The sequence below is a fragment of the Streptomyces sp. SudanB52_2052 genome (assembly GCF_964272415.1).
Classification (GTDB): Bacteria; Actinomycetota; Actinomycetes; order Streptomycetales; family Streptomycetaceae; genus Streptomyces; species Streptomyces olindensis.
The window spans coordinates 856,835-883,815 of the sequence record NZ_OZ186796.1; the positions used below are offsets into that span (position 1 = coordinate 856,835).

The 26,981-nt window shown below is 68.9% G+C and carries 23 protein-coding genes; 11 read left to right on the top strand and 12 right to left on the bottom strand.

Annotation, left to right across the window (positions count from 1 at the left end):
- Positions 1-184 precede the first annotated feature (184 nt).
- The 8 genes from ACSUPV_RS03965 to ACSUPV_RS04000 form a co-directional block, all read right to left on the bottom strand.
- Positions 185-1,606 carry an NADH-quinone oxidoreductase subunit N gene (locus ACSUPV_RS03965; protein WP_436949869.1) on the bottom strand — a complete coding sequence of 474 codons (1,422 nt, stop codon included), beginning with the start codon at positions 1,604-1,606 and terminating at the stop codon, positions 185-187.
- A gap of 5 nt (positions 1,607-1,611) precedes the next feature.
- Positions 1,612-3,120: a complex I subunit 4 family protein gene (locus tag ACSUPV_RS03970; RefSeq protein ID WP_359787881.1), complete on the bottom strand. Its 1,509-nt coding sequence runs from the start codon at positions 3,118-3,120 to the stop codon at positions 1,612-1,614.
- A 5-nt stretch (positions 3,121-3,125) separates the two neighbouring features.
- Positions 3,126-4,982 carry an NADH-quinone oxidoreductase subunit 5 family protein gene (locus ACSUPV_RS03975; RefSeq protein WP_436946923.1) on the bottom strand — a complete coding sequence of 619 codons (1,857 nt, stop codon included), beginning with the start codon at positions 4,980-4,982 and terminating at the stop codon, positions 3,126-3,128.
- Positions 4,979-5,284: an NADH-quinone oxidoreductase subunit NuoK gene (gene nuoK, locus ACSUPV_RS03980; protein WP_436946924.1), complete on the bottom strand. Its 306-nt coding sequence runs from the start codon at positions 5,282-5,284 to the stop codon at positions 4,979-4,981. The genes ACSUPV_RS03975 and nuoK overlap by 4 nt, the downstream gene beginning before the upstream one ends.
- Entirely contained in the window at positions 5,281-5,844 is a 564-nt protein-coding gene (locus tag ACSUPV_RS03985) for an NADH-quinone oxidoreductase subunit J (RefSeq protein ID WP_031120051.1), read from the bottom strand. Before ACSUPV_RS03985 ends, nuoK begins: the two co-directional genes overlap by 4 nt.
- An 18-nt stretch (positions 5,845-5,862) precedes the next feature.
- Positions 5,863-6,807, bottom strand: coding sequence for an NADH-quinone oxidoreductase subunit H (locus tag ACSUPV_RS03990; RefSeq protein WP_359787874.1), 945 nt, complete (start codon positions 6,805-6,807; stop codon positions 5,863-5,865).
- Positions 6,800-8,092, bottom strand: coding sequence for a hypothetical protein (locus ACSUPV_RS03995; protein ID WP_436946925.1), 1,293 nt, complete (start codon positions 8,090-8,092; stop codon positions 6,800-6,802). Before ACSUPV_RS03995 ends, ACSUPV_RS03990 begins: the two co-directional genes overlap by 8 nt.
- Positions 8,093-8,211: 119 nt before the next feature.
- Entirely contained in the window at positions 8,212-8,562 is a 351-nt protein-coding gene (locus ACSUPV_RS04000; RefSeq protein ID WP_359787869.1) for an NADH-quinone oxidoreductase subunit A, read from the bottom strand.
- A 157-nt stretch (positions 8,563-8,719) separates the two neighbouring features.
- Here ACSUPV_RS04000 and ACSUPV_RS04005 point away from each other — a divergent pair, with 157 nt between their 5' ends.
- The 3 genes from ACSUPV_RS04005 (at position 8,720) to ACSUPV_RS04015 (ending at position 11,770) form a co-directional block, all read left to right on the top strand.
- On the top strand, positions 8,720-8,938 hold the full coding sequence (locus tag ACSUPV_RS04005) for a heavy-metal-associated domain-containing protein (RefSeq protein ID WP_037764686.1): 219 nt from the start codon (positions 8,720-8,722) through the stop codon (positions 8,936-8,938).
- A 1,208-nt stretch (positions 8,939-10,146) separates the two neighbouring features.
- Positions 10,147-10,815 carry a hypothetical protein gene (locus ACSUPV_RS04010; protein WP_436946926.1) on the top strand — a complete coding sequence of 223 codons (669 nt, stop codon included), beginning with the start codon at positions 10,147-10,149 and terminating at the stop codon, positions 10,813-10,815.
- 349 nt (positions 10,816-11,164) lie between these two features.
- On the top strand, positions 11,165-11,770 hold the full coding sequence (locus tag ACSUPV_RS04015; RefSeq protein WP_031120058.1) for a dihydrofolate reductase family protein: 606 nt from the start codon (positions 11,165-11,167) through the stop codon (positions 11,768-11,770).
- A gap of 181 nt (positions 11,771-11,951) precedes the next feature.
- Here the strand turns inward: ACSUPV_RS04015 and ACSUPV_RS04020 are convergent, their stop codons facing one another.
- On the bottom strand, positions 11,952-12,923 hold the full coding sequence (locus tag ACSUPV_RS04020; RefSeq protein ID WP_436946927.1) for a hypothetical protein: 972 nt from the start codon (positions 12,921-12,923) through the stop codon (positions 11,952-11,954).
- Between the two features lie 174 nt (positions 12,924-13,097).
- Here ACSUPV_RS04020 and ACSUPV_RS04025 point away from each other — a divergent pair, with 174 nt between their 5' ends.
- The 4 genes from ACSUPV_RS04025 (at position 13,098) to ACSUPV_RS04040 (ending at position 16,701) form a co-directional block, all read left to right on the top strand.
- Positions 13,098-13,370, top strand: coding sequence for a heavy-metal-associated domain-containing protein (locus ACSUPV_RS04025; RefSeq protein ID WP_031120062.1), 273 nt, complete (start codon positions 13,098-13,100; stop codon positions 13,368-13,370).
- 87 nt (positions 13,371-13,457) lie between these two features.
- A complete protein-coding gene (locus ACSUPV_RS04030; protein WP_382616792.1) occupies positions 13,458-15,725 on the top strand; it encodes a heavy metal translocating P-type ATPase in 2,268 nt (755 codons plus the stop codon).
- A 24-nt stretch (positions 15,726-15,749) separates the two neighbouring features.
- Positions 15,750-16,031 (top strand): metal-sensitive transcriptional regulator, encoded by a 282-nt coding sequence (locus ACSUPV_RS04035; RefSeq protein ID WP_382616790.1) that lies wholly within the window; start codon positions 15,750-15,752, stop codon positions 16,029-16,031.
- Between the two features lie 241 nt (positions 16,032-16,272).
- Positions 16,273-16,701 (top strand): BlaI/MecI/CopY family transcriptional regulator, encoded by a 429-nt coding sequence (locus ACSUPV_RS04040; protein ID WP_078650910.1) that lies wholly within the window; start codon positions 16,273-16,275, stop codon positions 16,699-16,701.
- Positions 16,702-16,798: 97 nt separating this feature from the next.
- On the opposite strand, the gene ACSUPV_RS04045 is transcribed toward ACSUPV_RS04040, so the two are convergent.
- Together ACSUPV_RS04045 and ACSUPV_RS04050 are read right to left on the bottom strand one after the other, a co-directional pair.
- Positions 16,799-18,298: an MFS transporter gene (locus ACSUPV_RS04045; RefSeq protein ID WP_436946928.1), complete on the bottom strand. Its 1,500-nt coding sequence runs from the start codon at positions 18,296-18,298 to the stop codon at positions 16,799-16,801.
- A 397-nt stretch (positions 18,299-18,695) separates the two neighbouring features.
- Entirely contained in the window at positions 18,696-20,132 is a 1,437-nt protein-coding gene (locus ACSUPV_RS04050; protein ID WP_436946929.1) for an MFS transporter, read from the bottom strand.
- 882 nt (positions 20,133-21,014) lie between these two features.
- Here ACSUPV_RS04050 and ACSUPV_RS04055 point away from each other — a divergent pair.
- The 4 genes from ACSUPV_RS04055 to ACSUPV_RS04070 all read left to right on the top strand — a co-directional run bounded on the left by ACSUPV_RS04055 (position 21,015) and on the right by ACSUPV_RS04070 (position 25,099).
- A complete protein-coding gene (locus ACSUPV_RS04055) occupies positions 21,015-21,731 on the top strand; it encodes a hypothetical protein (protein ID WP_436946930.1) in 717 nt (238 codons plus the stop codon).
- A 532-nt stretch (positions 21,732-22,263) separates the two neighbouring features.
- A complete protein-coding gene (locus ACSUPV_RS04060) occupies positions 22,264-23,106 on the top strand; it encodes a hypothetical protein (protein WP_436946931.1) in 843 nt (280 codons plus the stop codon).
- 106 nt (positions 23,107-23,212) lie between these two features.
- Positions 23,213-23,743 carry a carboxymuconolactone decarboxylase family protein gene (locus ACSUPV_RS04065; RefSeq protein WP_436946932.1) on the top strand — a complete coding sequence of 177 codons (531 nt, stop codon included), beginning with the start codon at positions 23,213-23,215 and terminating at the stop codon, positions 23,741-23,743.
- An 81-nt stretch (positions 23,744-23,824) separates the two neighbouring features.
- The gene (locus ACSUPV_RS04070) at positions 23,825-25,099 is read left to right on the top strand and encodes an MFS transporter (RefSeq protein WP_436946933.1); all 1,275 of its coding nucleotides are present in this window, start codon (positions 23,825-23,827) and stop codon (positions 25,097-25,099) included.
- A 399-nt stretch (positions 25,100-25,498) separates the two neighbouring features.
- On the opposite strand, the gene ACSUPV_RS04075 is transcribed toward ACSUPV_RS04070, so the two are convergent.
- Positions 25,499-26,887 carry a glycoside hydrolase family 43 protein gene (locus tag ACSUPV_RS04075; protein WP_037764715.1) on the bottom strand — a complete coding sequence of 463 codons (1,389 nt, stop codon included), beginning with the start codon at positions 26,885-26,887 and terminating at the stop codon, positions 25,499-25,501.
- Positions 26,888-26,981: the final 94 nt, after the last annotated feature.

The window sequence follows — 26,981 nt, forward strand, 5'->3', positions numbered from 1 at the left end:
TACTAAGACGCTTCCTGGGACGGCGACCTGCCGACCGGCCCCGCAAGCTCACCCTCGCACCAGCCGTCGCAGATGCCTGGACATATTCACGCCGGTCCGCCACCACCTCAGCCGTGTCGCCTCACCGGCCAGGATCGACACCATGCGCGTACCCCTGATCAGCAGTGATGGCGCGTCTGGCCCGTCAGCGCGAGAGTGGTCCGCCCAGTACGTCCAGGACGGTCCCGCCGAGCACTCCGAGTACGACGGATCCGGTGGCCGCCCCGTAGGCGACTGCGGCAGCTGACCTGGACATCGCGCCCGGATCACTCCCGGGTCCGCGTGCGAGAAAGGCTGGGGCGATCCAGCGCAGGTAGTAGAAGAGGGAGGCCACCGTGTTGACGGCCGCGACGACGGCGAGCCATGCGTAGCCGCCGTCGATGGCCGCGCTGAAGGCTTCCAGTTTGCCGAGGAAGACGGCGGTCGGGGGTGTGCCCACCAGGCCCAGCAGGCAGACGACGAGCGAGGCGACCAGGGCCGGGTGCGCCCGTGCCAGGCCGCGGTAGTCGTCGATGGCGTGGGCGCCCGGGAGCGCGCAGACGACGGCGAAGGCGCCGAGGTTGGTCAGCGCGTACGCGGCGAGGTAGTACAGCAGCGCCTCCTGGTCGAGGGCGGTGCGTCCGGCGACGGCCACCGGGAGCAGGAGGTAGCCGACCTGGCTGATGGTGGAGTACGCGAGCAGGCGCTTGACATCCTGCTGGAAGAAGGCCGCCAGGTTGCCCAACGTCATCGAGGCGACCGAGAGCACCGCCACCAGGCCGGCCCACGGCAGGTCGGCGTCCGCGAGCGGCACGGCGGCGAGCCGGTAGAACGCCGCCAGGGCGCCGATCTTCGGGATCGTGGTGAGGAAGGCAGCAACGGGCCCCGAGCTGCCCTGGACCGCGTCCGGCACCCAGAAGTGGCCGGGCACGCCTCCGGCCTTGAACAGGACGCCGGCGAGCAGGGCGAGCGTGCCGGCTGCCACCAGTCCCGCCGGTGCCTCGGCGAGTTCAGTGCGCAGCATCGGGTACGACGTGACGCGCCCGGCGGCGAGGAGGGCGGTGATACCGGCGAGCATCACGACGCCGAGGAGCGCACCCACCACGTAGAACTTCATGGCCGCCTCGGTGCCGGGGCCGTCTTTGCGGAACCCTGCGAGCGCGTAGGCGGGCACGCTGGCCAGCAGGTAACCGGCAGCGAGGAGGAGCAGGTCCTGGGCGCCGGCCATCATCAGAGCGCCGGCGGAGGCGAGCTGGAGAAGGACGTAGAACTCCGTCTCGCGTGGGTCGGCGTACATGCGCGGCATTGCCAGCGCGAGGACCAGCAGTGTGGCGCCGAGGATGACGATCCTGCTGGTGGCAGTGAGCGTGTCCAGGGCGAAGGAGTCGCCGAAAGCCGTCTCCACGGGGCCGGCCGCCGCAATCGCGGCGGCCACGATCCCCCCGGTGCAGGCCGCGCCGGCCATCGCTCCGGTAAGCCACTGGCGGCCGCGCGGCAGCCACGCTCCGAGCAGCAGACCGAGCACGGCCGAGGCGCCGAGCAGGACCTCGGGCAGGAGGTCGAGGGGGTTCTCGTTCATCCCGGTCATCTCGTTCATCGCGCGAGCAGCTCCAGCACGGTGTGCGAAGCGGGCTCGATGACGTCGAGGACGAACCGGGGAGCGAGTCCCAGGACGACACCCAGGATCAGCAGCGGAACGATCGCGAGCCCTTCGTGGGCGCGGATGTCCGGGAAGGGCCGTTCGGTGCCCGGCGCGGCGACCGGTAGCCGCAGCGGTCCGAGGAAGATCTGTTGCAGGGCGCGCAGGAACAGGCCCGCGGTGAGCAGGATCCCGAGCACGGCCAGGCCGGTGGCCACCGGCTCCGGGCCCAGGCTCCCGGTGAGGATCTGGAACTCGGCGATGAAGCCGGAGAAGCCCGGCAGCCCCAGCGAGGCGAAGGCGGCGACGCCGGTCAGCGCGGCGAAGACGGGCGCCCGCCCGGCCACGCCGGAGTACGCGGACATCTCGTACGTACGGCCGCGCTCGTACAGCACGCCGGACAGCAGGAACAGCGCGCCGGTCAGCAGCCCGTGGCTGACCATCTGGAAGACCGAGCCGGTGACGGCCAGACGCCGGGCCTCCTCCTGGTCCGCGCCGACGGCCCCGGCCGCGCCGATCGCCAGGACGATGTAGCCCATGTGGTTGACGGAGGTGTACGCGACCATCCGTTTGAAGTCGTTCTGGGCGAGGGCGACCAGCGCGCCGTAGAGGACGGAGACCACACCGACGACGACGAAGACGAGGGCGTAGTCACGCCACGCGTCGGGCAGGACGGGCATGGCGATGCGCAGGAAGCCGTAGGTGCCCATCTTCAGCAGGACTCCGGCCAGGATCGCCGACCCGGCGGCCGGGGCGTCGGTGTGCGCGGGCGGCAGCCAGGTGTGGAAGGGCACGGTCGGCGTCTTCACCGCCAGTCCGACGGCGACGGCGAGGAGGACGAGAGCGCCATACGTCGTGCGCCCGGCGAGCGGGTCCGCGCGGGTCAGCTCGACGATGTCGAAGGTATGCGGATCGGCGGCCAGATACAGGCCGATGAAGCCGAGCAGCAGCGCGAGGGAGCCGATGAAGGTGTAGAGGAAGAACTTCAGGGCGGAGCGTGCCGCGTCCTTGTGTCCCCATCCGGCGATGATGAAGTACATCGCGACGATCGACAGGTCGAAGAAGACGAAGAACAGGATCAGGTCGAGGGCGACGAACAGGCCGAGACAGGTGGTCTGGAGGAAGAGGAACAGGGCCGCGAACTCCCTGACCCGCCGCGTCGCGCGCCACGAGTACAACGCGCAGGCGAGGAACAGCACGCAGGTGACGGCGACGAGCGGGAGCGACAGACCGTCGACTCCGACGTGGTAGCTGATGCCGGCGCTGGGGATCCAGCGGGCCCGGGTCTCGTACTGCATGCCGCCGTCGGGCTGGTATCCCGCCCAAACAATCACCGTCAGGACCAGTTCGGCGGCGGTGGTCGCTGCCCAAGCCATCAGGAAGAGAGCGCGGGGCGCGCTGCGCGGCACGCACAGCAGGAGGGCCGCGACGGCGGTCGGGAGCAGGACGATGGCCGTGAGCACGGCGGTCACCTCACAAGGACGAGGACGACGGCGAGGACGGTGAAGGCGGCGATCGCCTGCGCGATGTACTGGTGCAGCTGTCCGGTCTGCGGCCGTCGCGCCCAGCGGCCGAGCGCACGGGTACCGCCCGCGACGCCCTCCACGGCGCCGTCGACGAGCCGCTCCGCCTGGGCGTTGGTCCACTGCGCCAACCGGACCGAGCCGCGGGCGGTGTCCTCGACGGCGCGGTCCAGTACGCGGTCGTCGAAGGTGGCGAGCGCGTCGGCGAGGCGTAGTACAGGGTTCACGAAGAGGAAGCGTGCGGCGGTCTCCAGGCGAATCCAGTCCGACGCCCAGGCAGTCAATCGGCTGAGCACGGCGAGGAGTTGAGGACCATGGATCCAGACCAGGGCCGAGACAGCGACCGCAAGCGCGCCCGACAGGGCGAACTCCCAAAAGTACGGGCCCGGTTCCGCCTCTCCCCCGAGAACCCGCCCCACCGCGTCCCGGACGGGTGGGAAGGACGGGGCGGTGAGTGCGGCGCAGGCGACGGCCAGAGTCACGAGCGGCAGCCGGGCCACATGCGGCAGCGGCTGCCCGCGATCGTCCGGTAGGGGCACGGGCACGGGCTGCCAGACGAACCACAGGGCCTTGACGCTGTAGACAGCGGAGATCACCGCACCGGCCAGCCCGACGACGTACAGCGCCGCGTTGTCCTCAAGGGCGCCGGCGAGGAGCACATCCTTGGCCGCCCACAGGGCCAGAGGCGGGACACCGGCCAGAGTAAGGCCCGCAACGGTGAACGTGATCCCGGCCGTACGGTGCCGCCGGGCCGCCCCGCGCAGGGCGGACAGCGCCTTGGCGCCGAAGGCTGTCAGCCAGGCGCCCGCGACGAGGAAGGCCAGGCTCTTCGCGGCGGCATGGGCGATGAGCTGTAAGGTTCCGCCAGTTACCGCACCAGCCCCGGCGGCGAGCACCATGAAGCCGATCTGGGCACAGGTCGAGGCGGCGAGCAGCTGCTTGAGGTCGGTCTGCGCCACGGCGACCAGGCCGAGCACCACCGCTGTCACCGCGCCCGTCCACGCCACCACGGGCCCGCCCCAACCTGACTGGGCGAGAAGCGGCTCCAAGCGCAGCAGCAGATACGCCCCGGCCACGACCATGGTCGCCGAGTGCAGTAGAGCAGAGACCGGACTCGGGCCCTGCATGGCCCGGGACAGCCAGAAACTGAACGGCAGTTGGGCCGACTTGCCGAACGCGGCCGCGATGACGCCGGCGGTGATGACGGCAGACCACGCGCCGGTCGCGTCCGCGAGTTCGTCGAGGGCGAGGGAGTCGGCCTGCCCGCTGGCCAGCGCCGCCCCGGCGGCGACATAAAGGCCGAGGTCGGCGGCGCGCGTGGTGAGGAAGGCCGAGTTGGCGGCATCACCGCGCTCAGGATCGCGCCACCAGTAGCCGATCAGCGCCCAGGAGGTGGCTCCCATCACCTCCCACGCCATCAGCAGGACCGGCAGCGTGGTCGCGGTGACCGTCGTCAGCATCGCACCGCTGAACAGCAGCATCAGCCCGAAGAAGCGGGCGCGTGCCTCACCCGGTCCCATGTCGGCGACGCTGAACAGCAGGACGGCCGCGGTCACCGCCGTGACGGTTACGACCATGAGCCCGGAGAGCCCGTCGACCGCGAGCCCGGCGGGGAGCCCTTCGAGCAGCGGCGCCTCGATCCGTGGGTGCTCGAACGCCACGACGACGGCGATGCCGAGCGCGGCGACGGCCGTGCCGACCGCGACGCCAGGGGCGTAGCGGTCCACCGGGCGGCCAACTACCGCCAGCAGCGTCCCCACGGTCAGCGGCAGCGCGACGAGCGCCCACAGCAGCGCGCTCACTCCTTCAGCTCCGCCGCCATGTCGGTCATGTCGACCTCGCGAGCCCGGAACAGCGCGGTCACCACGGCGAACCCGATGGCCATCTCCACCGCCATGACCGTAACCGCCAGGACGACCAGCACCTGCCCGTCGGCAGCGGCCGGGGCGATGTAGTGCCAGACTGCCGCGGCTCCCAGGATGATGCCGCCCAGCATCAGTTCGAGCCCCATCATCAGCATCACGATCGACTGCTGGGTGAGCGCGCCGAACAGGCCGATACCGAACAGCGCGGCGGCAAGCAACAGGAACAGCTCCAGACTCATCGGCCCGTCCCTCCCCGTACCGCGTCGTCGGCGGTCCGCGCCTTCAAGTCGTCGCCGAACCGGTCGTAGCGGCCCCGGCGGGTGGCCAGGACGACGGTCGCCACGATGGTGGCGAACAGGGCGAGCCCCAGGGTCATCATGGTGAGCATCTGAGGTCCCATCAGTGACAGGCCCAGGTCCATGGTTGGATCGTCCGAGGGTTTGCCGCGCCGGGACGGCCACGGGGCGAGCAGGATCCCCGCGGCGAGTACGGCGAAGACCGCCGCGCAGATCACGGCCGCGCCCTTCTTGTTGTGGACCATGGTCATCGGCATGAGCCCGGCCGGGTTCATCATGTACATCACCATGAACACGGCCATGATGGCCATCTCGATGGTCATCATCAGCACGATCACAACGCCGAGGTAGTCCAGCCCGAGCAGCAGCACCTCGCCGCCGACGCACAGGAGCGAGGTCAGCAGCGCGTACGTCGCCCGGGCCATGGAGTCGAACCGGAAGACCATGACTCCGCCGGCAACCGCCAGCAGGGCCAGCACCCAGAAGATCACGTCGTCGAGCATGGGCGGCCCACCTCGCTCTCATCGGTTCAGGACGACGACGGCGACGAACAGCGCCTGAAGCAGCGTCAGCGGCACCAGCACCATCCACGCCACCTCCATGTACCGCTCCATCCGCAGCACGGGCAGTGCCCGACGCCCGGCGACCAGCAGCACCAGGACGGCGGCGGTCTTGATCAGCGTCCACGCCCAGCCCGGCAGCAGCGGGCCCTGTCCGCCTCCAAGGAACAGCGGCACACTGAAACCGGCGGTCACCACCAGCAGCAGCCACCGCCCGCCCAGGAACACCAGCCGGTCCACGCCCGCCAGTTCGGTCGCCGCACCGCCGGCCGCGTCCCGCGACAGCGGGTACTCGAACGGGCCCCAGAAGGCCATCGCGAGTGCGCTCAGCAGATAGACGACGAACGCGGCCGGCATCCACACCACGAACCACAAGCCCTCCTGAGCCGCGACCACGTCGCCCACCCGCAGGGACTCGGCACCAAGGGCGGCGGTGGTGATCGCGAACATGTGCGGAAGTTCGTACGCCAGCCCCTGCGCCAGGAATCGGTACCCGCCGATCAGCGACAGCGCCGAGTTCGGCCCCCAGCCCGCCAGCCACACCGCCGCCCAGGCCAGCGCCTCCATCGCGTTGAACCACACGATGCCGACGGACGGATCGCTCACGGCACGAAAACCCCACGGCAGTACGGCACCCGCGAGCACCGCGGCCAGCGGGACCAGCACCACGCCCAGCCTTCCGAGCAGCCGATCCGCGGCCGTCGTACGGCGCGGCTGCTGGACGAGCAGCCGCAGGGCCTCGCGTAAGGGGGCCACCGCCCGCAGTCCAGCCTCCCGGACAGTCCGGGCGGAGCCGCGCTCGGCCGACCCGGACAGCAACGCGTCGAACCCGGCCGTGACCACGGCTGCCACCGCCAGGGCGACGGGCAGGACGACGGTCGCCCACAGGGGCGCTGCATCAGGCATGGGCCGCTCCGGACACGGACGCGAGGGCGAGTTCGTCGAGGTCGGGGTCCAGGCTGGCCACGATGATCCGAGCGCAGGCGAACTCGGCGCCGGTCAGCAGCTCGGGGAGGACGTCGAGCAACGCCTGCGACGGTGGCCGTGGTCCGTCCAGCCTGCCACGCGGGCCGGTCCGGTCATCCGGCGCCAATGGCCGTGCGTCGTCGAGCCCGTCGAGGCCGCGTTCGACCTCGCTCATCCACATCAGCAGCCGGTTGTACGCGTCCCCGTCCGCAGCAAGAGCCGGCCCAGTCACTCCGACGGCCCGCGCCCTGTCCGCCGACAACTCACCCAGTCCGGCGATCGACCAGCGAAGGGGCCGGGACCGGCCGACTCTGCGAACCGTACGGCGCAGATCGCCGTCGACCCCCTCACGCGGCGCCCCCGACAGCACCTCGTCGCGCAGCCGACGGCACCGCGCCGCAACGTCGTCCCAGCCGACGACGGCAAGGAGCCGTCCCGCACTGTCCAGATGCGCGGCACAGCGTCGGCGCGCCGCACGGTCCCTGGTGACTTTCTCGCCCTGCGCGGCCCGCAGCCACGGCTCGTCCCAGAAGGGGAGTCGATGGACGGACGGTACGCGGAGGTGGTCCACTGCGACGTCCTGCACGACGTCGCCTTGCAGGGTGAGACGGAGGATGAGCCCCGCCGGCCAGTCGCTCAGCGCGGGACCGATCGGCACGTGCAGCTGGTCGAGCCTGAGCTCGTCTCGGTCGTCGCCCCTTTCGGCCATCGGCAGGCCTGCTACCTGGCCCATGGTGTGCATCTCGTGACCCATGTGACCCATATGGCCGTCATGGCCTGCGTGGTCCATATGGTCCTTGTGCGGCCCGTGGTCAGCAGGTTGGTGGTGCTCATGCCCCTCGTGGCCGGAGTGAGCGGCATGGCCACCATGGCCGTGGTCCATGCGGTGACGGTTTGGGCCTTGATCACCTTGATCGTCGGATGCTTCGGGCGGCGAGCTGTCGTGGTGCGTGTCGTGGTGGTGCCCCTCACCGTGCCCCTCATGATCGCCGTGCTCATGAGCGCCGGGCTCGTCCGCCACGTCGGCCCTGTGCCAAGTCACCGTCCTGTCGATCAGGTCCCTGCGAGCCATGTCGAGCGCGCCGGCGATCCGCCCGCTCTCCCCTGCCACGATGCGCAGGGCGGGCTCCGGCATCGACCACTCGATGCCGTCAAGCCACTCTCCGTCCTCCGGCGCCGGGACGCCGCAGACGAGCAGCAGATCCGCGGCGGCTGGAGTATCCACGACGGGCCACCCCCGCCGACGTACCTCCGCCTCAGCCTCCAGCCGGAGTTCCGTCACTCCAGGCATCGTCACCGCCAGCACCGCGGGGCGTGTCATCGCCGTGCGCCGTAGAGCGCCTCTCAGGTCCACCTCAGGGCCCCCTCGCGCCAGGCGTATGCCACCGCCGCGAACAGGATGCCGAGGAAGAGGAACATCTCCACGACGGCCGGAGTGCCCACCTCCGAAACGACCTTTGCCCACGGGTACATGAAGAGCATCTCCATGTCGAAGGCCAGGAAGATCATGGTGACCGGGTACCAGCGCACATGGAACCGGGACACGGCATGCTCGCCCGGCTTGAGACCTCCGGCGAAGGGACCGGCTTCGAGAGGAGCCCTCGCCGCCGCCAGCCACAGGCTCAGCCCATAGAGGGCAGCCAGGCCGGCCCCGACCACACCGAGAAGGACAAGCATCGGCTGCCATACGTCCATCACGCCCGACCTCCGTTCTCGGCTCCTCGCTCATGGTGCGCGACCGGCTGGTTCAGGCCCGGGAGGCGGGGCCCAATCCATCGGGAACACTTCGACCCAGAAACTCATTTACCCCCAGGGGGTATCATGATGCCCCCTCTTGGGAAAGGAGCAGCACATGGTTCAGAAGGTGTACGACGTCCAGGGCATGACGTGCGCTCACTGTGTTCAGGCCGTCAGCTCCGAACTCAAAGGCGTCCCCGGGGTCGAGGACGTCCAGGTGGATCTGCCGTCGGGCAAGGTCACGGTTACCAGCGAGCAGCCGCTGGATCGTGCCGCCGTCGCGGCCGCGGTCGACGAGGCGGGCTATGAGCTCGTCGGCGGAGAGGCCCAGTGACTCGGCGGGCGGAGCTGCTGCGCCGGGCTGTCGGTCACCCCATTGTCAGGCTCACGGCGGTGGCACTGCTCCAGGCCGCGGCCTCCCACCTCACAGGTTCCGGAACGGCTGCGGCTCAGAAGACCTGCGCGTGCGGCGGCCCCGCCCGCGCTGCCCTCTGAGCGACTACCGTCATGCACCGCTTGCCGCCCGGCCATCGCTCACGGGTACTCTGATGCGCCGCGACGGTTGCGGAGGCGTCATGACGACGCCAAGGCGGGATGACGGAGCATATGAGCAACGGAGCACAAGCAGGGCGAGGGGCAGTCGGTCGGCTGCTCCTCCTGCTGCTCCTCGCTCTCGGCCTGATGCACCTCCTCGCCCACGCCGGCAGCGCTGACACGAGCCCCGAACGCGGGGCCCCAGCTCACGCCCACACCATGCGGTCGGAGCCGACCGCACAGGACGAAGGAGCGGCTCCGCCCCTCGCGACGGCTTCTGACGAGCACAGCCATCACGGCACTTCGGACGCGGCGGAAGTCGGCCTGTGCGCTGCCGTCATCGGTTGCTGCGCTCTCCTGGCAGTAGGCGGTCGGCGGCTCCACGGACGTCGCGTCGCTTTGTTCCTCCAGCTCAGGCGACGCATTCAGACCGCCTGCCACAGCCTTTGCCGACCACCCCGTCCGAGGCATTCGCCGAGCGTCAACATCGCGCAGCTGGCCGTCCTGCGGATCTAGGCCACCGTCACGGCGTGCAGGCGTGTTCACCGTCGTACCACGTCGTACGACGAAGCCGGGCACCGCTCGAAGGCCGGCACCTCCGAGGTCCGGCCCGGACGAAGAACCCGGCACTCCTGCCGCTGACCCGACGTCTCCCTGCCACGCACGCCCCCGGCGGGTCGGCATGCCCTGTCGCGTGCCCGGCCCACCTGCGAAAGGCCTCGATTCGTGACCCAGCCCTACCTCGCCGACCGCGTCGGCATGCCCACCCAGCCGCAGGCACACCCCCCTCACCCACCGCAGTACCAGCAGCACGCCGGATATCAGCCCAACCCGCGATCTCCACAGCGGCCCCCTGTCCCGGTCCGCCCGGACATCCAGGACCCGCGGGATGTCCCGCCCGCCCATGAGCCTGCCCCGCTGGAAACGGAGCCCGCTCCCCGTCGCAGCCGGTCCTCAGAGTTCGACACCCCGCCCTCTGCCGGTGGCCGCCGGGCGCGTCGTCGTGCGATGAAGCGGACGCCGTTGATCGGTGATTATCTGGGGTACGCCACGACGTTCGTGGGGGCGGGTCTGATCAGTGGCGCGGTGGTCCACCATCCGCTGGATCCTGACCGGTACTCGATGATCGCTCTGATCGGTGCGGGCGTCTTCCTCTTCGCGACCGTGCTGAACGAGTTCGTCCTCAAGCGGCAGCGGCCCAGCGCTTCGAAAGTGGTCGCGATCGTCCTGTCCTCGCTGGCGCTGTCGTTCGGCATCGGCATGCTCAGCGGCGGGTTGCAGCACTTCGAGGACTTCCCCGAACGGGCGGCGATGCTGATTCCGTTCGGACTGGCACTGTCCTTCGTGGCGTACGTGGTGCGTCACGACACCACACGCTGGCGCAGCATCATCGGCCCAACCGGGCTGCTGGTGCTGGTCACCGCAACGATGGCGTTCTTCGGGCTGCGAGGTATCGCCTCCGACATGGCCGCGGAGCCCGCGGGCGGCGGCCACAGTCACGGCGAGGAGAGCAGCAGCGAGTCGGAGACGGCGAAGACGGAGGAGAACCCCACCGAAGAAGGCCACAGCGGGGGCGCCGACACGAAAGCTCCCGTTGCCTCACCCGGCATTAAAGGCACCGGAAGTGGAGCAGGAGGGGAGGAAAGCAGTCACGCGGAAGACTGGCACGCGCACTGAGTGGGAAGTCTGTGGCCGGGTGCCGTCTCGCAACTGAGCCGTGGCGGCTCCCGGCACACCAGGGCGGCTTCAAGTTCCGGGATCGCGTAGATCGTCGGGGCCGTTCGCGGGTGGGGCGGAGCTGGGGCTTTGGCAGAACTCAGACCGCCGTTCCCAGTCGCGTGGAGATCATTACCCGACTGCGTACATAGCGCACTCATGTAGGCATCCGGCCCTCCGAAGCAGTGCCGCTCCGCCGACCTGATCGGCTGCAGCGTCATGGGTTGTCTCGCTACTCCCACGGCGCGGCCGATGAGTTTGTGGCTCCCGGCCGGTCCAAGCTCGTGACACCCTAGGAAAGGACACCGCGATGTCGGAGCTTCTCGTCGACTTCATCACCTCCCTCGACGGCCACGCATCGGGAGAGGGATGGCCTGGGTTCTGGGGCCTCGAGGGCCCGGAGTACCTCGCGTGGCTCGGCGAGCAGCCCGAGGCCACCTACCTGATGGGAGCGAACACCTACCGCCTGATGTCGGGCTTCGCCGCAGGCGAGGTCCCGAAGGGCCAAGACGAGTTCAGGCCGGAAGAAGAGGCGTCCGTCGACGAGCTCACGCAAGCGTCCAAGGTGGTGTTCTCCTCCTCACTCGAGGAGCCACTGACGTGGGCCAACTCCACGCTCGTCCGCGACGACGCCGTCGAGGCGGTCCGCGCCATGAAGTCGAGTGGCTCGGGGCTCCTCAGCACGATCGGCAGCCTCAGCCTGTGCCGGTCTCTGCTACGAGCCGGACTCGTCGACCGCTTCAGGGTCGTGATGTTCCCGGTGATCACGGGTGCCACGGGCGAAGAACGCATCTACGACGGCTATCCGGACGTTGCCCTCGAGATGATCGAGCACCGCACCTTCGACGGCCGCATCCAGCTGGTCGAGTACAAGCCCCGCGTGCTCGAACACCCGCCGCTCGGCGCCCCTGCGTGACGTCGCACCGTCCGCCGATCCGGACGGCCACCAACACCGAGGACCGTCCAGGGCTGATTGCTCTTGTCGCGCTACGACCGCCAGCGTCGCCTGTCTTCGCCGTAGCGCCGAATGCGTCGCTCGCCATGAAGGTCGCTCCGAGGCTCACCCGTCGGCCATCTCCGCAGCTGCGTGCACCACTTCAGTGCGCGTGGCCGGGCACTTCCTCCGCGGGCACGGTCTCCGCCGCTGACTTCTCAGGCATCTCCGCCGCGCCGCCCGCCTGCACCGTGAAGGCCGCCGTACGCACCTTGCCCTCGTGCTGGAAGTCCAGGAACAGGCGGTACGCGCCGGCGCTCGGCGCCGTCGCGGTGAACGAGACGTCGGGGCCGGGCTTGGTCTTGCCGTCGCCGGGCTCGCCGTTGGGGTGGACGTGCAGGTAGGCGAGGTCGCCGGAGCGCAGGGCGACCAGGTGGCCGTACGCGCCCAGGTAGGGCTGGAGGTTGCGGGCCGGCTTGCCGTCCTTTGCCACCGTCAGCGTGAGTTCGCCGGCCTTGCCGGGCGTCAGTGCGCCGCGCAGCTTCACCTCGTAGCCGTCGACCTTCGCTGTGGTGTTGCGCTCGGGCAGCTCGCCGGGCTCGTAGCGCCCGGACGCGGCGAGGTCCGCACCAAGGGTGAGCGCTTCGCCGCCCCTCGGCTTGAAGTCGGCGAACACGCGGTAGCCGCCGGCCTCGGGCAGGTTCACGGGCGTCGACCAGGTGCCGTCGGCGGCCCGGGTGGGGTGCAGGTGGCGGTAGACGGTGAGGTCGCGTGAGGCGAGGATCAGATGCAGGTCCTTGCCGTGCTCGCGCTGGTACGCGGTGACCTTGCGTCCGGTCCCGTCCTGTACGACGGCGAAGCGCAGGTCGGTCTTCTTGCCGGCCTCGATGCGCGGGGTCTTCAGGTCGAGCGTGTAGCCGTTCCTGGAGATCTCGAGGCCTGCCAGCGGTTCTGTTTCGTGACCGTCGGCCGCCTTCTCTTCGTGCCCGGTGGCCGCGTGGCCCTCGGAGCCACCGTGCGTGCCGCTCTTCGGCTCGGGAGAGATCGGGCCGACCGCGCCCCCCACGCCGTAGGCGGTACCGAAGGTCGCGGCGAGCGCGGCGGCGAAGACGGTGATCCGCAGTCCGGTGTTCATAGGACAACTCCTCAACTCCGGGCCGCCCTACGTGCGGCCAACAGCGCCAACATACCCCTGGGGGGTACTAAGTCAAGTCAGATCAGCGTTCTTGCCAGCCGATACGGGTGGGGGGTATACATGGAGCCGTCGCAGATACCCCCTAGGGGTATGAACACTAGTTGCGGAGGACCCGTGTCGAACTGCTGCACCCCTGACGGAAGCTGCCACACCACCGCGGAGATCAAGACCACGTACAAGGTCGACGGCGTCGGCAGTGCGCACTGCCAGGGCGTCGTCACCAAGGCCGTGAGCGGCCTGGACGAGGTCACCGCGGTCGAGGTCGAGATCGGCACCGGCCTGGTCACGGTGACGACCGCGAACGAGCCCGACGAGTCGCTCGACGCGCTGATCGCCAAGACCGTCGACGAGGCCGGCTACGGCTTCGCCGGCCGCGTGGCCGCCTGACCCACGAACCGGGCGGGGGCCGCGCCGACTTCGCGGCCCCCGCCCCCGTCTGTCGCACATTGCATCCGTGAGCTCCGAGGAGCAGACATGACCACCACCACGCCCGGCGCCGCCGAGGTCGAACTCGCCATCGGCGGCATGACCTGCGCCTCGTGCGCCGCCCGGATCGAGAAGAAGCTCAACCGCATGGACGGTGTCGAGGCGACCGTCAACTACGCCACCGAGAAGGCGAAGGTCACCTACCGCGAGGACGTGACCGTCTCGGACCTCATCGAGACGGTCGAGGCCACCGGCTACACCGCGCGGAAGCCCGAGCCCGAAACCACCGGCGAGTCCGCATCCGGTGACGGGTCCGCACCGGAAGAGATCGACGAGCTGCGGCCGCTGCGCCAGCGGCTGACCGCCGCCGTGGCACTCGCCGTCCCCGTGATCGCGATGGCCATGATCCCGGCGCTGCAGTTCGAGTACTGGCAGTGGCTGTCGCTGACGCTGGCGGCGCCCGTGGTGACGTACGCCGCCTGGCCGTTCCACAAGGCCGCTTGGACGAACGCCAAGCACGGTGCCGCCACCATGGACACGCTGATCTCCGTCGGCACCTCGGCGGCGTTCCTGTGGTCGCTGTGGGCGCTGTTCTTCGGTACGGCGGGCACGCCCGGCATGACGCACCCCTTCGAACTCACCATCGCGCGCACCGACGGCGCCGGGAACATCTACCTGGAAGCCGCAGCGGGTGTGACCGCCTTCATCCTGGCCGGGCGGTACTTCGAGGCGCGCTCCAAGCGGAAGGCGGGGGCGGCGCTGAAGGCCCTGCTGGAGCTGGGCGCCAAGGAAGTCACCGTGCTGCGCGAGGGCCGCGAGGAACTCATCCCCGTGGGCGACTTGAAGGTCGGGGACCGGTTCCTCGTCCGGCCCGGTGAGAAGATCGCCACCGATGGTGTGGTCGTCGAGGGGTCGTCCGCCGTGGACGCCTCCATGCTCACCGGCGAGTCGGTGCCCGTCGAGGTCGGCACCGGGGACGCCGTCACCGGTGCCACGCTGAACGCCGGCGGCCGCCTGGTCGTCGAGGCCACCCGGATCGGCGCCGACACCCAGCTCGCCCGCATGGCCAAGCTGGTGGAGGACGCGCAGAACGGCAAGGCCGCCGCCCAGCGGCTCGCCGACAAGATCTCCGCGGTCTTCGTGCCGGTCGTGATCGCCCTGGCGCTCGGCACGCTGGGCTTCTGGCTCGGCAACGGCTCGGGCCTGACCGCCGCCTTCACGGCGGCGGTCGCCGTCCTGATCATCGCCTGCCCCTGCGCCCTGGGCCTGGCCACACCGACCGCCCTCATGGTCGGCACCGGGCGTGGCGCCCAGCTCGGCATCCTCATCAAGGGCCCCGAGGTCCTGGAGACGACGCGCAAGGTCGACACCATCGTGCTGGACAAGACCGGCACCGTCACCACCGGCAAGATGACCCTGCTCGCCGTGCACACCGCCGACGGCACCGGCGAGGAGGACGTCCTGCGGCTCGCGGGCGCCCTGGAGCACTCCTCCGAGCACCCCATCGCCCAGGCCGTCGCCACCGGCGCCGCCGCCCGGGTCGGCACACTGCCCGCCCCGGAGGACTTCGCGAACATCGCCGGCCTCGGCGTCCAGGGCATCGTGGAGGGCCACGCGGTCCTCGTCGGCCGCGAGAAACTGCTGGACGAGTGGGCCATCTCCCTGCCGGTGGAGCTGCAACGCGCCAAGGCCGAGGCGGAGGCGGCCGGACGTACCGCCATCGCGGTCGCCTGGGACGGCGAGGCACGCGCGGTGCTCGAGGTCGCCGACGCCATCAAGGAGACCAGCCCGGAGGCCATCAAGCGGCTCCGCGCCCTGGGCCTGACCCCGATCCTGCTGACCGGTGACAACAAGGCGGTCGCCGAGGCGGTCGCCGCCGAGGTGGGCATCGCGCCCGAGCACGTGATCGCCGAGGTCATGCCGCAGGACAAGGTCGACGTCGTCAAGCGCCTCCAGGACGAGGGCCGTTCGGTCGCGATGGTCGGCGACGGCGTCAACGACGCGGCCGCACTGGCCCAGGCCGACCTGGGCCTGGCGATGGGCACGGGTACGGACGCCGCGATCGAGGCGGGCGACCTGACGCTCGTGCGGGGCGACCTGACGGTCGCGGCGGACGCCATCCGCCTCTCCCGCAAGACGCTGGGCACCATCAAGTCCAACCTGTTCTGGGCCTTCGCCTACAACGTCGCCGCCCTGCCGCTCGCCGCCGCAGGCCTGCTCAACCCGATGATCGCCGGAGCGGCCATGGCCTTTTCCTCGGTCTTCGTGGTCGGCAACAGCCTGCGACTGCGCGGCTTCCAGCCCGCCGACCGCTGAAGCGGCCAACACAAGGAGGCCGCCGTGGCCGGAGAGCAGACTCACCGGGACGTCATTCTCCGACGGCTCCGCAGGATCGAGGGCCAGGTGAGGGGATTGCAGCGCATGGTCGAGGAGGAGACCTACTGCATCGACGTCCTGACCCAGGTCGCCGCCATCAACGCCGCGCTCCAGTCCTGCGCGCTGGCCCTTCTGGACGAGCACCTCAACTGCTGCGTCACGGAAGCCATCGTGGAGGGCGGCGAGCAGGCCAGGACCAAGGTCGGCGAGGCGTCCAAGGCCATCGCCCGGCTCGTACGGGCGTGACCTCCGAGTTCCGGGCCCGGGGCGGTACCACCGCCGGGCCCGTACTGCTCAACTCGGCTCCACCCAGGCCGGTTCGGCAGACCTTCGCACACGGGCCTTTCGGGGCTCCGACGGCAAATTCCCTGCTGAGTGGGAATGCGCAGCGCAATATACCCCCGCCCCGTATGCTGGAGGCTCACTGGGGCATGAGGGGCACCTTCGACGGGAGGTGCCCCTACAACGAGGAAGTACAGGGGGAAGAGTGCGACGGCTGGGTAACCTGGAAGCCGAGATCATGGACCGGCTCTGGCGCTGGAGCCGACCGGCCAAGGTCCGCGAGATCGTCGACGACATCAATCGCACGCGACCTGTCGCCTACACAACCGTGATGACCGTCGCGGACATCCTCCACCGCAAGGGTTTCCTCCGCCGCGAGAAGTTCGGGCGGGCCTGGCTCTATGAAGCCGAGCAAAGCCGCGAGGATTACGCCGCGGATCTCATGAAGGACACCCTCGGCAATGTCGATGACCGCCGTGCCGCGTTACAGCGCTTTGTGAAGCGCATGTCGCCGGAGGAGGTGTCCGCGCTGGCCGAGGCTCTGCACGAGGCGGGACACAGCCCTGTCGACGTCGAGGAGCGGGAAGGGCCATCACAAGCGAGTTCTGCGGCGACAAGGATCAAGTCGCTCTAACCTGTCCCGATGATTCAATGGTTACGGCCTTGCCGACCGGCCACTTGCTCAGCGTCTCGTGCCGGCGTCGATCAAGGATGCAGCCAAGGTGACGACCTCAGACGGACTTCCTCAGGGGCACTTCCTTGATGCACATCATGAGCAGCAATGCCGCGAACGCCACAGGTGCAGTCCAGAGATACATGTCAGCGATTGCCTGACTATACCCTTCCTCGACTGGACCGCGGGACGCCTCGGACAGTCTTTCCAGTTTCGGTACCTCGCCTGAGCCACCCAGGTAATGAGCCACGCGCGCAGACAGCACGGCCCCCATGGCGGAAGCCCCAAGGGTGCCACCGAGCGAACGAGAGAAGGATACAAGGGAGCTCACGGCCCCGAGATCGTCTGCCTCCACCTGATTCTGCGCCGCAAGCACAAGGTTCTGCATCACCATGCCGATACCCAATCCCATGAGCGCCATGGGAACGGCTGCCCGCCAGTACTCCGTATCCGAAGGAACTGCCCCCAGGAACACCAGGCCGAGCCCCATCAAGGCTCCACCAATGAGCAGCCAAAGCTTCCACCGGCCGAAATGGGCAATGGCAAGGCCGGAGACGGTGGTGGCGACGACCAGTCCGACTACGGTAGGTGTTGTCATCAGGCCGGACAATGTGGGCGAGGCGCCCAGAGCCAGCTGGAAGTATTGACCGAGAAACGCCGGGGCAGCCATCTGAACGACACCCACGAAGAGACTGGCCAACACTGTCAGGGTCACGGTCTTGTCCCGGAATAGCCTCAGCGGAACGACTGGTTGAAGTGCGCGACGCTCCACCCGAATGAATACGACCGACAGTAGAGCCGAACAGCCAAGCAGCACGACCGTGATCCAGGACAGCCAGTCGTCCACCAAGGTCAACCAGATAAGCAGCAGTGCAACCGCCACCGTGAACAGCAGTGCTCCCGCCCAGTCGATTCGTCGACGCGTACCGGTAGGCCTCGGCAGTACCAGTGTCCTCCGAAGAATCACAAGAGAAAGCAGCGCGAATGGCACGCCCAAACAGAAACACCATCGCCAGCCGAGTAGCGCAGCATCGGCGACCACCCCACCGAACAGAGGGCCGCAGATGGTCGCAGCCGCGAACGTCGTTGCAAAATACCCGCTGTATCGGCCGCGCTGACGCGGCGGCACCAGTACCGCAATAATCACCTGAGAGAGCGCGGCGAGTCCGCCAACGCCGACACCTTCCACAAGCCTGGCCGCAACAAGAACCTCAACATTCGGCGCCACGGCCGCAGCCAGAGCACCGAAGACGAATATCACGTATGCGGATTGGACAAGAACTCTTTTGTTGAAAAGGTCTGATAGTTTCCCCCACAAGGGGAGTGAGATGGCCAATGTCAGCAACGGCGCTGTCACAGCCCATGCGTATCCAGTTTGATCGCCGCCCAGTTCAGCGATCGCGCCAGGCAGGGCTACGGAGACGCCTGAAGACGTGAGCAGCGACACGAACATCCCGAGCAGGAGACCCGAAAGCACCCGGATCACCCGCCGATGCAGTACCGCCTCCGCGGAATCGCCGGCGAGACTCTCGTCAGTAACGCCACGGGAGAGCGCCACGCGACCAACTCCACTACACCGAGAACCAGAAAAAGGAAGAAGGAGGAGACTGACGAGCGAATCCGGGTGCGCCACCACGAAACGCGGCTGGCGCACCCGGCATGGCAGGCATCAAAGACTGAGCCCGCGAACTCCTTAACTCGACGGCTTATCAGAGGTCAACAGTTTTAATTCGACCGGCGCTACTACGAATTACTTAGTTACTTAGCAGAGCAGTATCGAAGCAATGCCGGGCTTGCCCTTAGACGTCCCGCGAAGTCGGCCACTACCGGCCGGTCGCCAGGTGCGTAGAGCCTCCCGACGAAAGGGCCATTCGTTGGCCGGCCTCCGGGCCGGGCAGCGAATGACCCTTAACCGTGTCGCGCTGCAATCACCAAGCAGCGCGCCAACGCAGCAGCTACGCACGCACGCGCTCGCTCTGCGCCGCAGGAGCGGTGTCGGACGGCGCGGCAGCCTTCTCGCCGCGCATCACCAACAGCGTGATCAGCCCACCCGCCGCGGCAATGGCGGCGGCCCAGATGAACGCCGCACTGAAGCCATCCGTCAGCGTGGGCAGGTTGCCCAGCTGACCGGCGCCCTGCGACGTGGCCACCGCGGTCAGTGCCGCGAGGCCCAGCGCGGAGCCCACCTGGTAGGTGGTGTTGACGATGCCGGACGCCAGGCCCGCCTGCTCCTGCGGAGCCCCGGACATCGCGGCCATCATCGCCGGGATGTAGGCGAGCGACATGCCGAGCGCGGCCACCAGCGAGGCGGGCAGGACGTCCACCACGAAGGTGCCGGTGGGCTCGACCGCGGACAGCCACAGCAGCCCGGCCGCGAGGACCAGCAGACCGCTGCCGATCATCGGCTTGGCTCCGAACCTGGCCATCAGCTTCGCCATGATCGCCGTCATGAAGATCATCAGCAGGCCGGTCATCGGCAGCAGCGCGGCACCGGACGCGAACGCCCCGTAGCCGAGCACCTGCTGGAGGTACAGGTTGAGGAAGTACCACATGGGGATCCACGCGGCACCGAGCAGGGTCATCGCCAGGTTGGCCGAGCCGAGCCGCGGGACGCGCCAGATACCGAGCGGCATGAGCGGCTCGCGCACCGTCTTCTGGATCACGAAGAAGAGCGCGAGCAGTGCGGCGGCGCCGACCAGCTGGAGCACGGTGCCGGTGGAGGCCCAGCCGACCTCGGGCGCACGGACGATGGCGAAGACGGCGAGCGCCAGACCAGCGGTGACCGCGGCGGCTCCGAGCACGTCGACGGCACCGCGACGGCTGCCGACGGCGGGCAGGAGCTGGGTGGCGGCGAGGGTGGCGACGCCGATCGGGACGTAGATGATGAAGATCCACGGCCAGCTCAGCCACTCGGTGAAGACACCGCCGAGGAACACGCCGGCCGTGCCGCCCGCAGGAGCGGCGGCGCCGTAGAGCGCCATGGCCTTGCCGAGCTCCTTCGGGTCGTGCGCGAAGAGCATCATCAGCAGCGTCATGGCCGAGGGCGCGATCAGCGCACCACCGACACCCTGAACGGCACGGCCGACGACCTCTACCGAGGCCGTCTGTGCGGCGGCCGCGACCACCGAGCCGGCGATCAGCACGACCCAGCCGGTGTTGAAGATCTTGCGCGCCCCGAGCAGGTCGGACAGGCGGCCGCCGAGCAGCAGCAGCCCGCCGAAGGCGATGACGTACGCGTTGAAGACCCACTGCAACTCACCCTGTGAGAAGCCGAGGTCCTTCTGCATCTCGGGGAGCGCCACCCCGATGATTGACGTGTCCATGATCACCATGAACTGAGCGGCAGCGAGCACGACCAGTGCCCACCAGCGCCGGGGATTGACGGCAGACATGGGTTCGTCCCTTCTATGACATACCCCGGGGGGGTACCTGTGGCAAGCGACCGTAGCATACCCACCAGGGGTATGTAAGAGAGCGAAGCGGCATCCGTCCCGGGCCGTGGTCGCACGCCGGCGAAGAGGTTCAGAGGGGCCGAACCCGCGGCGAGAGGAGAGCCGCCGAGATCGAGTGACAGCCGTCGGCGGGAGATCTCAACAAGGGCCAACGCGCGGTTCTGTGGGCGGGAAGGCTCTATCGTCTCTTCATGTCGATACGCCGTGAGGACCTGGTCAGCCGTACCACCCGCGGCAGGTTCCGCACGCTGGCCACGAATCTGACCGTCCGCACGATCGCCGAGATGTGGCAAAGCCACAACTTCGCGCCCGTTCCTGAGGACGAACTGCGGTACACCGACACCAGTGTGCGACGCACCACGTTCGAGTCGTACGCGGCGGCAGTCGACTGGTCCGATCGCTCCCATGTCAGCCGGGCCCTGCGAGTCTTCGAGGACATCATCCGCACCGGCAAGCGGGAAGGTTGGACGGGATCATGGCTGGACGAAGTAACGACGAGGCTTGAGCGGGACGGCCTGGTCCTCGACCAGCACGGCCGCATCACTGGCGTGCCGATGGCCGCCCCACCCCGGGACACGCTGACGGACAGTCGATCGCGTATAACCGAGGTCACGCGCCACCGCGTCTTCGACCTGCTGCGCCGCGAGGCCCGCTCGCCGTCCCCGCGGGCAGACCACCGACCCCCAGCGGACACGTGCCGGCGTCCGCTTCGGCACGGACGGCTTCGCCGCCCCGGAGCTCTCCCAAGACGCGCACGCGGCCACGCAGGCTGCCGACATCTACAGCATCGGCCAGCTCATCGGCTGGGCTGTCACCGGGGAGATGCCGCAGATCAACCTGCCCCTGATTCCCACATCAGGGCCGTGGCGCACCGTGGTGCGTGCGGCCACCCAACGCGAGCCCGCCCACAGGCCGGCAACTGTCCTAAGGCTCCAGCAGCTCATCACCCAAGAGACCGAAACGCCACCACAGCCTCCCCTCCTGCGCGCCGAAGAGCTAAGCAAATCCATCGCAGCAGGAACGTCAGCCGCAGCGCACGAACTTGTTGCGCTCGCGGCCGCACACACCGATGACGCACCTCTGTACTGCGACCTCCTCCTGAAGCTGCCGCCTGCCAGCCTCGCGCCGGCGCTCCTGGCCGTGCCGGGCCAGGCCGCAGAAGTCGTTCGGGCCATGGCCACGCTGCTCGGTACCCACAGACCCCCTGAACGCGGCGAGGTGGACGCCGTGATCATGTGGCTGATGAACATCGCCCAGGAAGCAGTGGACGCGGGCGAGCTGGATCTGCTGGAGGAATGCTGCAACGGCGCCTTTGAATGGGACGCCGACTGGGATCAATGGATACCGCAACGCCACATCGCCGACTGGTTGCTCACCCTGACCGGAGACTCCGCAAGCTCCGTCGCGGCAGCGCTCCGCCGCCACCCGGCCTGTGCGGCACACTTCACCCAGCTCGCCGGCACCTTCCGCATCGATCACCGGATCCAGGCTGCCATTGGGGTCGCTGCCGAAGGGCAGCATCAGAATCCAGCACTCTGAACCGGGCTCGTTCCCGTCACGATCTTGCCCCCCGCCAAGGCGCGTGCACGTACGGGCAGCTGGGCCTCGTCGGGACCGCTCAATGACCTCTGCGGTCATCCACCCGTCGAGTTCGGTCAGTCGCGCGGGGGGCTGCTCCGAGCCCTTGAAGTTGGGGATGCAGCCCTGGGCGGTGTCGTCGTGGACCGCACCGGCCACGTCGAGGCCCCTTCAGACCTGGGTTCGTACGAGCTGCCTGGCGTCGTCGTGCATCAGTGGCACCCACGCCAGTCTGATGGGGCAGCAACGCCAGCTGTCGCTCGTCGGTAATGCGCTGCCCCTTCAACCGCGCGCAAGCCACGGCAGGGGCAGCTGTGCCGACACGCCGACGCCACGAGGCTGGCGGACGGAAGCCGCTCCCTGGTGAATCCACTCCTGCAAGCCGTCTCACGAGATTTGACCATGGAGGAAATACCCCCGGGGGGTATATGGTTACGGTCAACGTCCTGAGCGGACAACGCCGGAAGGCGCATCAGACCAATTGGGAGATGTCATGAGCGATCACTTCGGCCACGGCCACGCCAACCACGGCGTCCACGGCGGAGCCCAGCCCGGTGGCCTGTCTGTCTCCGAGAACGGGTACACCCTCGAGCTCGACTCGACGATCCTCACCGCCGGCGTGCAGCCGGTCAGCTTCCGGGTGATCGGCCCCGACGGGCAGGCGGTGACCGAGTTCACGCCCGAGCACGAGAAAGAACTGCACTTCATCGCCGTCCGGCGCGACACGGCTGGGTTCCAGCACGTGCACCCGGTGATGGACGAGAAGGGCACCTGGAGCGTCGAACTGGCCCTGGAACCGGGGGACTGGAGACTCTTTGCCGACATCCACCCGGCCGGCCACGACGGGACCATGACGCTGGGGATCGACGTCGCGGTCGCCGGGCCGTACGACCCGCAACCGCTCCCCGCGGCCACCCGGATCGCACAGGTCGGCGAGTACACCGTCGCGCTCGACGGCGAACTCCTGCCCGGCGAGGCGAGCGAGCTGACCCTGACCGTCAGCCGGAACGACCGCCCCGTCACCGACCTGCAGCCCTACCTGGCCGCGTACGGGCACCTGGTGGCACTGCGGGTCGGAGACCTGGGCTACCTCCACGTCCATCCGGAGGGCGAACCCGGTGACGGCACCACCGCTCCGGGGCCCGAGATCGCCTTCATGGCGGTCGCGCCTTCGGCCGGCACCTACCGCCTGTACCTGGACTTCCAGCACAACGACGTCGTCCGGACGGCTGTGTTCACGGTTCAGACCACCACGACCAACCTCCGCTCGGACGCGGCAGCTCAGGCCGCACCCGAGCACAGAAGCCACCACCACAGCGGTCACGCACACCACTGACGCATGACCGCCGCCCATCGCCTGCCACGGCACACGGCAGACCCAAGGTCCGCTCGCCTCATCGAGCCCACCGCCCCCGCGCATCTCCTCCATCGGAAGGAGCGTCATGCCCCGCCTGACCCGACTCACGCCCGACACGGCGGTCGGCACCTCGCGCGACCTCCTCGCCGACCTGGTCTCCCGCCACGGCCAGATCGGTGACATGGTCTCCACGATGGCGCACTCGCCGGCCGTACTGGGCGGCTACCTCCAACTGAGCCGTGCCATGGGACGAGCCAGACTCGACCGAAGGATCAGCGAACGGATCTCGATCGCCGTTCAGGCCCTACAGGGATGCGGGCTGTGCCTCGACTCGCATGTAAATGCCGCGCGCGCCATGGGAGTGGACGAGGAGGAGATCGAGCGAGCCCACACGGGCACCTCGGCCGATCCCGCGATCGCAGCGATCATCGCCCTCGCCCTCCAGATCTATCGCGAGCCGACGTCGATCACCGACGAACAGGTCGTCGCGCTGCGTGAGTACGGCTACAGCGACCGCGCTATAGCCGACGTCGTCGGCGTCGTCGCACTCAACATCCTCACCGGCGCCTTCAACCTGCTCGCCGGTCTCACACCCGAGAGCGACAGCAGTGTCTAGGGACATCCCCGCCTGTACTCGCGGGGCACGGCCTCCGCCCCGAGCCCGGGCCCCGCCGCATGAACACGGAAGGAAACCGCCATGCGTCTGTTCGCCATCCGCGACTACCGTCAACTGTTCGGCGCCCAAGTCATCGCCCTGTTCGGTACCGGACTGACCACAGTGGCCCTCGGGCTCCTCGCCTACGACCTCGCCGGTCCGCGCGCCGGCATGGTTCTCGGTACCGCCCTGACCATCAAGATGGTCATGTACGTGGCCATAGCCCCCCTGGCTGCCGCGTACGTCGACCGGGTCCCCAGAAGAACCCTCCTGGTCCTCCTCGACGTGGTCCGCGGTGCAGTGGTCCTGGCACTGCCGCTGGTGACCGAGGTCTGGCACATCTACGTCCTGATCGGCCTGCTCCAGGGCGCCTCCGCGGCATTCACCCCGACGTTCCAGGCCGTCATCCCCGAGATCGTCACCGACGAGTCCGACTACACACGTGCCCTGTCCGCGTCCCAGGTCGCCTCCACCATGGAGAGCCTGCTCAGCCCCGTGCTGGCAGCCGTCGCCCTGACGTTCATGAGCTTCGGTTGGCTGTTCCTGGGCACTTCCGCCGGGTTCCTCATCTCCGCCCTGTTCGTCTTGTCGACGCGCATCCCCGGCGCCCGCCCCAGCACCCACACCAAGGCGTGGGACAAGGCGGCTGCAGGGATCAGGACCTTCCTCCGGACACCGCGGCTGCGCGGCATCATGGCGCTCAATCTCGTGGTTGCTGCGGCAGGGTCAATGGTCGTCGTGAACACCGTCAACTACGTCCGTGATGAGCTCGGCGGCTCGCAGTCGGACGTCGCCTGGATGCTCGCCGCATCCGGCACCGGGACACTCCTGGCCGCCCTCGTACTCCCCCGCGTTCTTGACCGGATGGCTGCCCGCACCGTCATGATGACCGGCGCCGGAGTCCTCGTGGGCAGCACGACCGCCGCGGTGACGCTCATCGCGGCCGGTCTCACCACATGGACCGGTACGGCGATCATCTGGACCGTCGTCGGCATCGGCATGGCGCTGATCATCACACCGACCGGCAAGGTCCTGCGCGCCTCCGTCGGACGGAACGCGATCCCCGAGGTATTCGCCGCCCAGTTCTCACTGTCGCACCTGGCCTGGCTGTTCACCTATCCCGTCGCGGGGTGGCTCGGCACGAACGCCGGCTTCACTCTCGCCTGGTCCCTCCTCGCGGTCCTGGCCGGGGCGGGAGCGATCGGTGCCCTCCTCCTGTGGCCGCGCCACGACGAACGAGGAGCCATGACCACGCTCGCGGCACCCTACCGGCGCGCGCCCGGCAAAGACCGGTCCGCCCTGGCCAAGGCCGCGTGAAGCACCGCGTACGGCGCCATGGGCGTCTGCTTCGTGCACAGCAGTTGCTGCTGGCCACACACCGTGTAGGCCGTCACTGGTCTGACGGAAGCGGCAGACGCTCCCCCGAAGACGGACCCCATCTGACCCGACCCGCAAACACGTACGGCGGGATTCAGCCCGGGCGCGCCCCCGGACAGACCCCGCCGCGCGTGTTCTCGCGGCTCAGGCAGCCACTGTTGGTGCATGCGAGCCCAGAGCAGCGGCGCCATGGTCAACTGTGGTCACGATCGCAGCACAGGGTCGGCCGCTCGCCGAGATGCCCCAGTGGCGAGGTGTCCGCGACACCGCACCGCCGACCTGGCAAGGGATACATTCCGTATCCCTCGGCATGATTGCCCAGGTCAGCAGGTGTGCAGGTCAGGCCCAGGCCGTCACCGGCACGAACGAACTGTCCTGCCGGAACAGGTCCGTTCCGTTCGAGCGCTCCACGCGGAGCTGGTAGGAGTAGTGGCGCAGGTAGTGCCCCGGGTAGTTGTACGACTCGAAGCGGACGGAGCCCGACGTCGTGCCGGCCCGGAGGAAGAACGTGGCGTCCTTGGCGAACGTGCTCGTGCCGTCGTTCGCGTCGAAACGGGCGCGGAAGTCCCAGTGCCGCAGGTATCTGCCGGCCGCGTCGCGGAAGGAGTAGCCGCTGCCGTCGGCCAGGCCGGCGACGACCGTGAACGTGGCGGCCTGCTTCTCGGCGGTGGTGCTGGAGCCGCTGACGACGGGCAGGTTGAGGAGCGAGGACTGCTGCTGCCAGTAGCGGGTGGAGTAGTTCGCCGAGCGGAAGGAGCGGGTGATGTCGCGAGCCAGGCTCGGTCCGCCCGTCACCGTCTCCTTGACCACCGTGAAGTGCCGTGCGGTGCCGGAGATCCCGGGCAGCGCGGCCGGCGCCGACCAGGTGGCGAAGGTGTCGTAGCTGTCGCTGTAGTAGTAGTTCCCGTCGCCGTAGCCGTCGAAGAACATCCGCCAGCCGCCGTTGTCGAGCTGGACGAGCGCCGGGCCCTCGCGGTAGCTGCCCCAGCCGGCCCAGTCGCCGGTACGGCGGATCGTGTACGGGCCGGTCAGGTTCGTGGCGGTGGCGTACTCGATGTACTTCGTCGTCTCGTTCTTCGGGAAGGCGTGGTACGTCGAGCCGATCTTCACGATGAACGTGTCGATGTGGTTGGCGCCGATGCCGGAGAGCGGCACGGGTGAACTCCACGCCGTGAGCGCGGAGTTGGTGGCCCGCATGAGGTAGGGCGTGAAGATCCACTGGTCGTTCGTGGTGGAGCAGGACACGATGACGCTGACGCTGCCGTCGCTGTCGACGAACCACTCGGGCGCCCAGGCGCGGGACAGGTTGGGCACGGGGACGGTGTAGTCGTAGAGGAACGTCCAGTTGACGCGGTCGGAGCTGCGGGCGAAGCCGATCGTCGTGGTCGTGTCCTGCCAGGTGCGCGTGGTGTAGGTGACGTAGTAGTAGCCGTCGGTGTGTCTGATGACGCTCGCGTCGCGGATCCGGCCGGCGGGCGGCGTGTACGCGGAGGCGCGCAGCAGGCGGAAGTCGGTGGCGTCGTCCGACTGGTAGACGTTGACCGTGCCGTCGTTGCTGTTGAGGAACGGGACGATCGTGTAGCGGGTGGCGGAGCCGTTCGGGGGCGCGGCGGCCAGGGCGCTGCCGAGCAGTCCCGGGGTCTCGCCCAGCAGCACTGCCGAGGCGGGCAGGGCGGCCAGGGCGCGCAGCAGGGTGCGGCGGGACGGGGCGGCGGGGTGTGGGGTCACGGGCGGCTCTCCCTTGAGCAACCGGGAGTCGATATACCGAACAAGGTTCGGCAAACCGATCAGGAAGTGGGGCTCAGAAAGTAAGGGGGAGGCA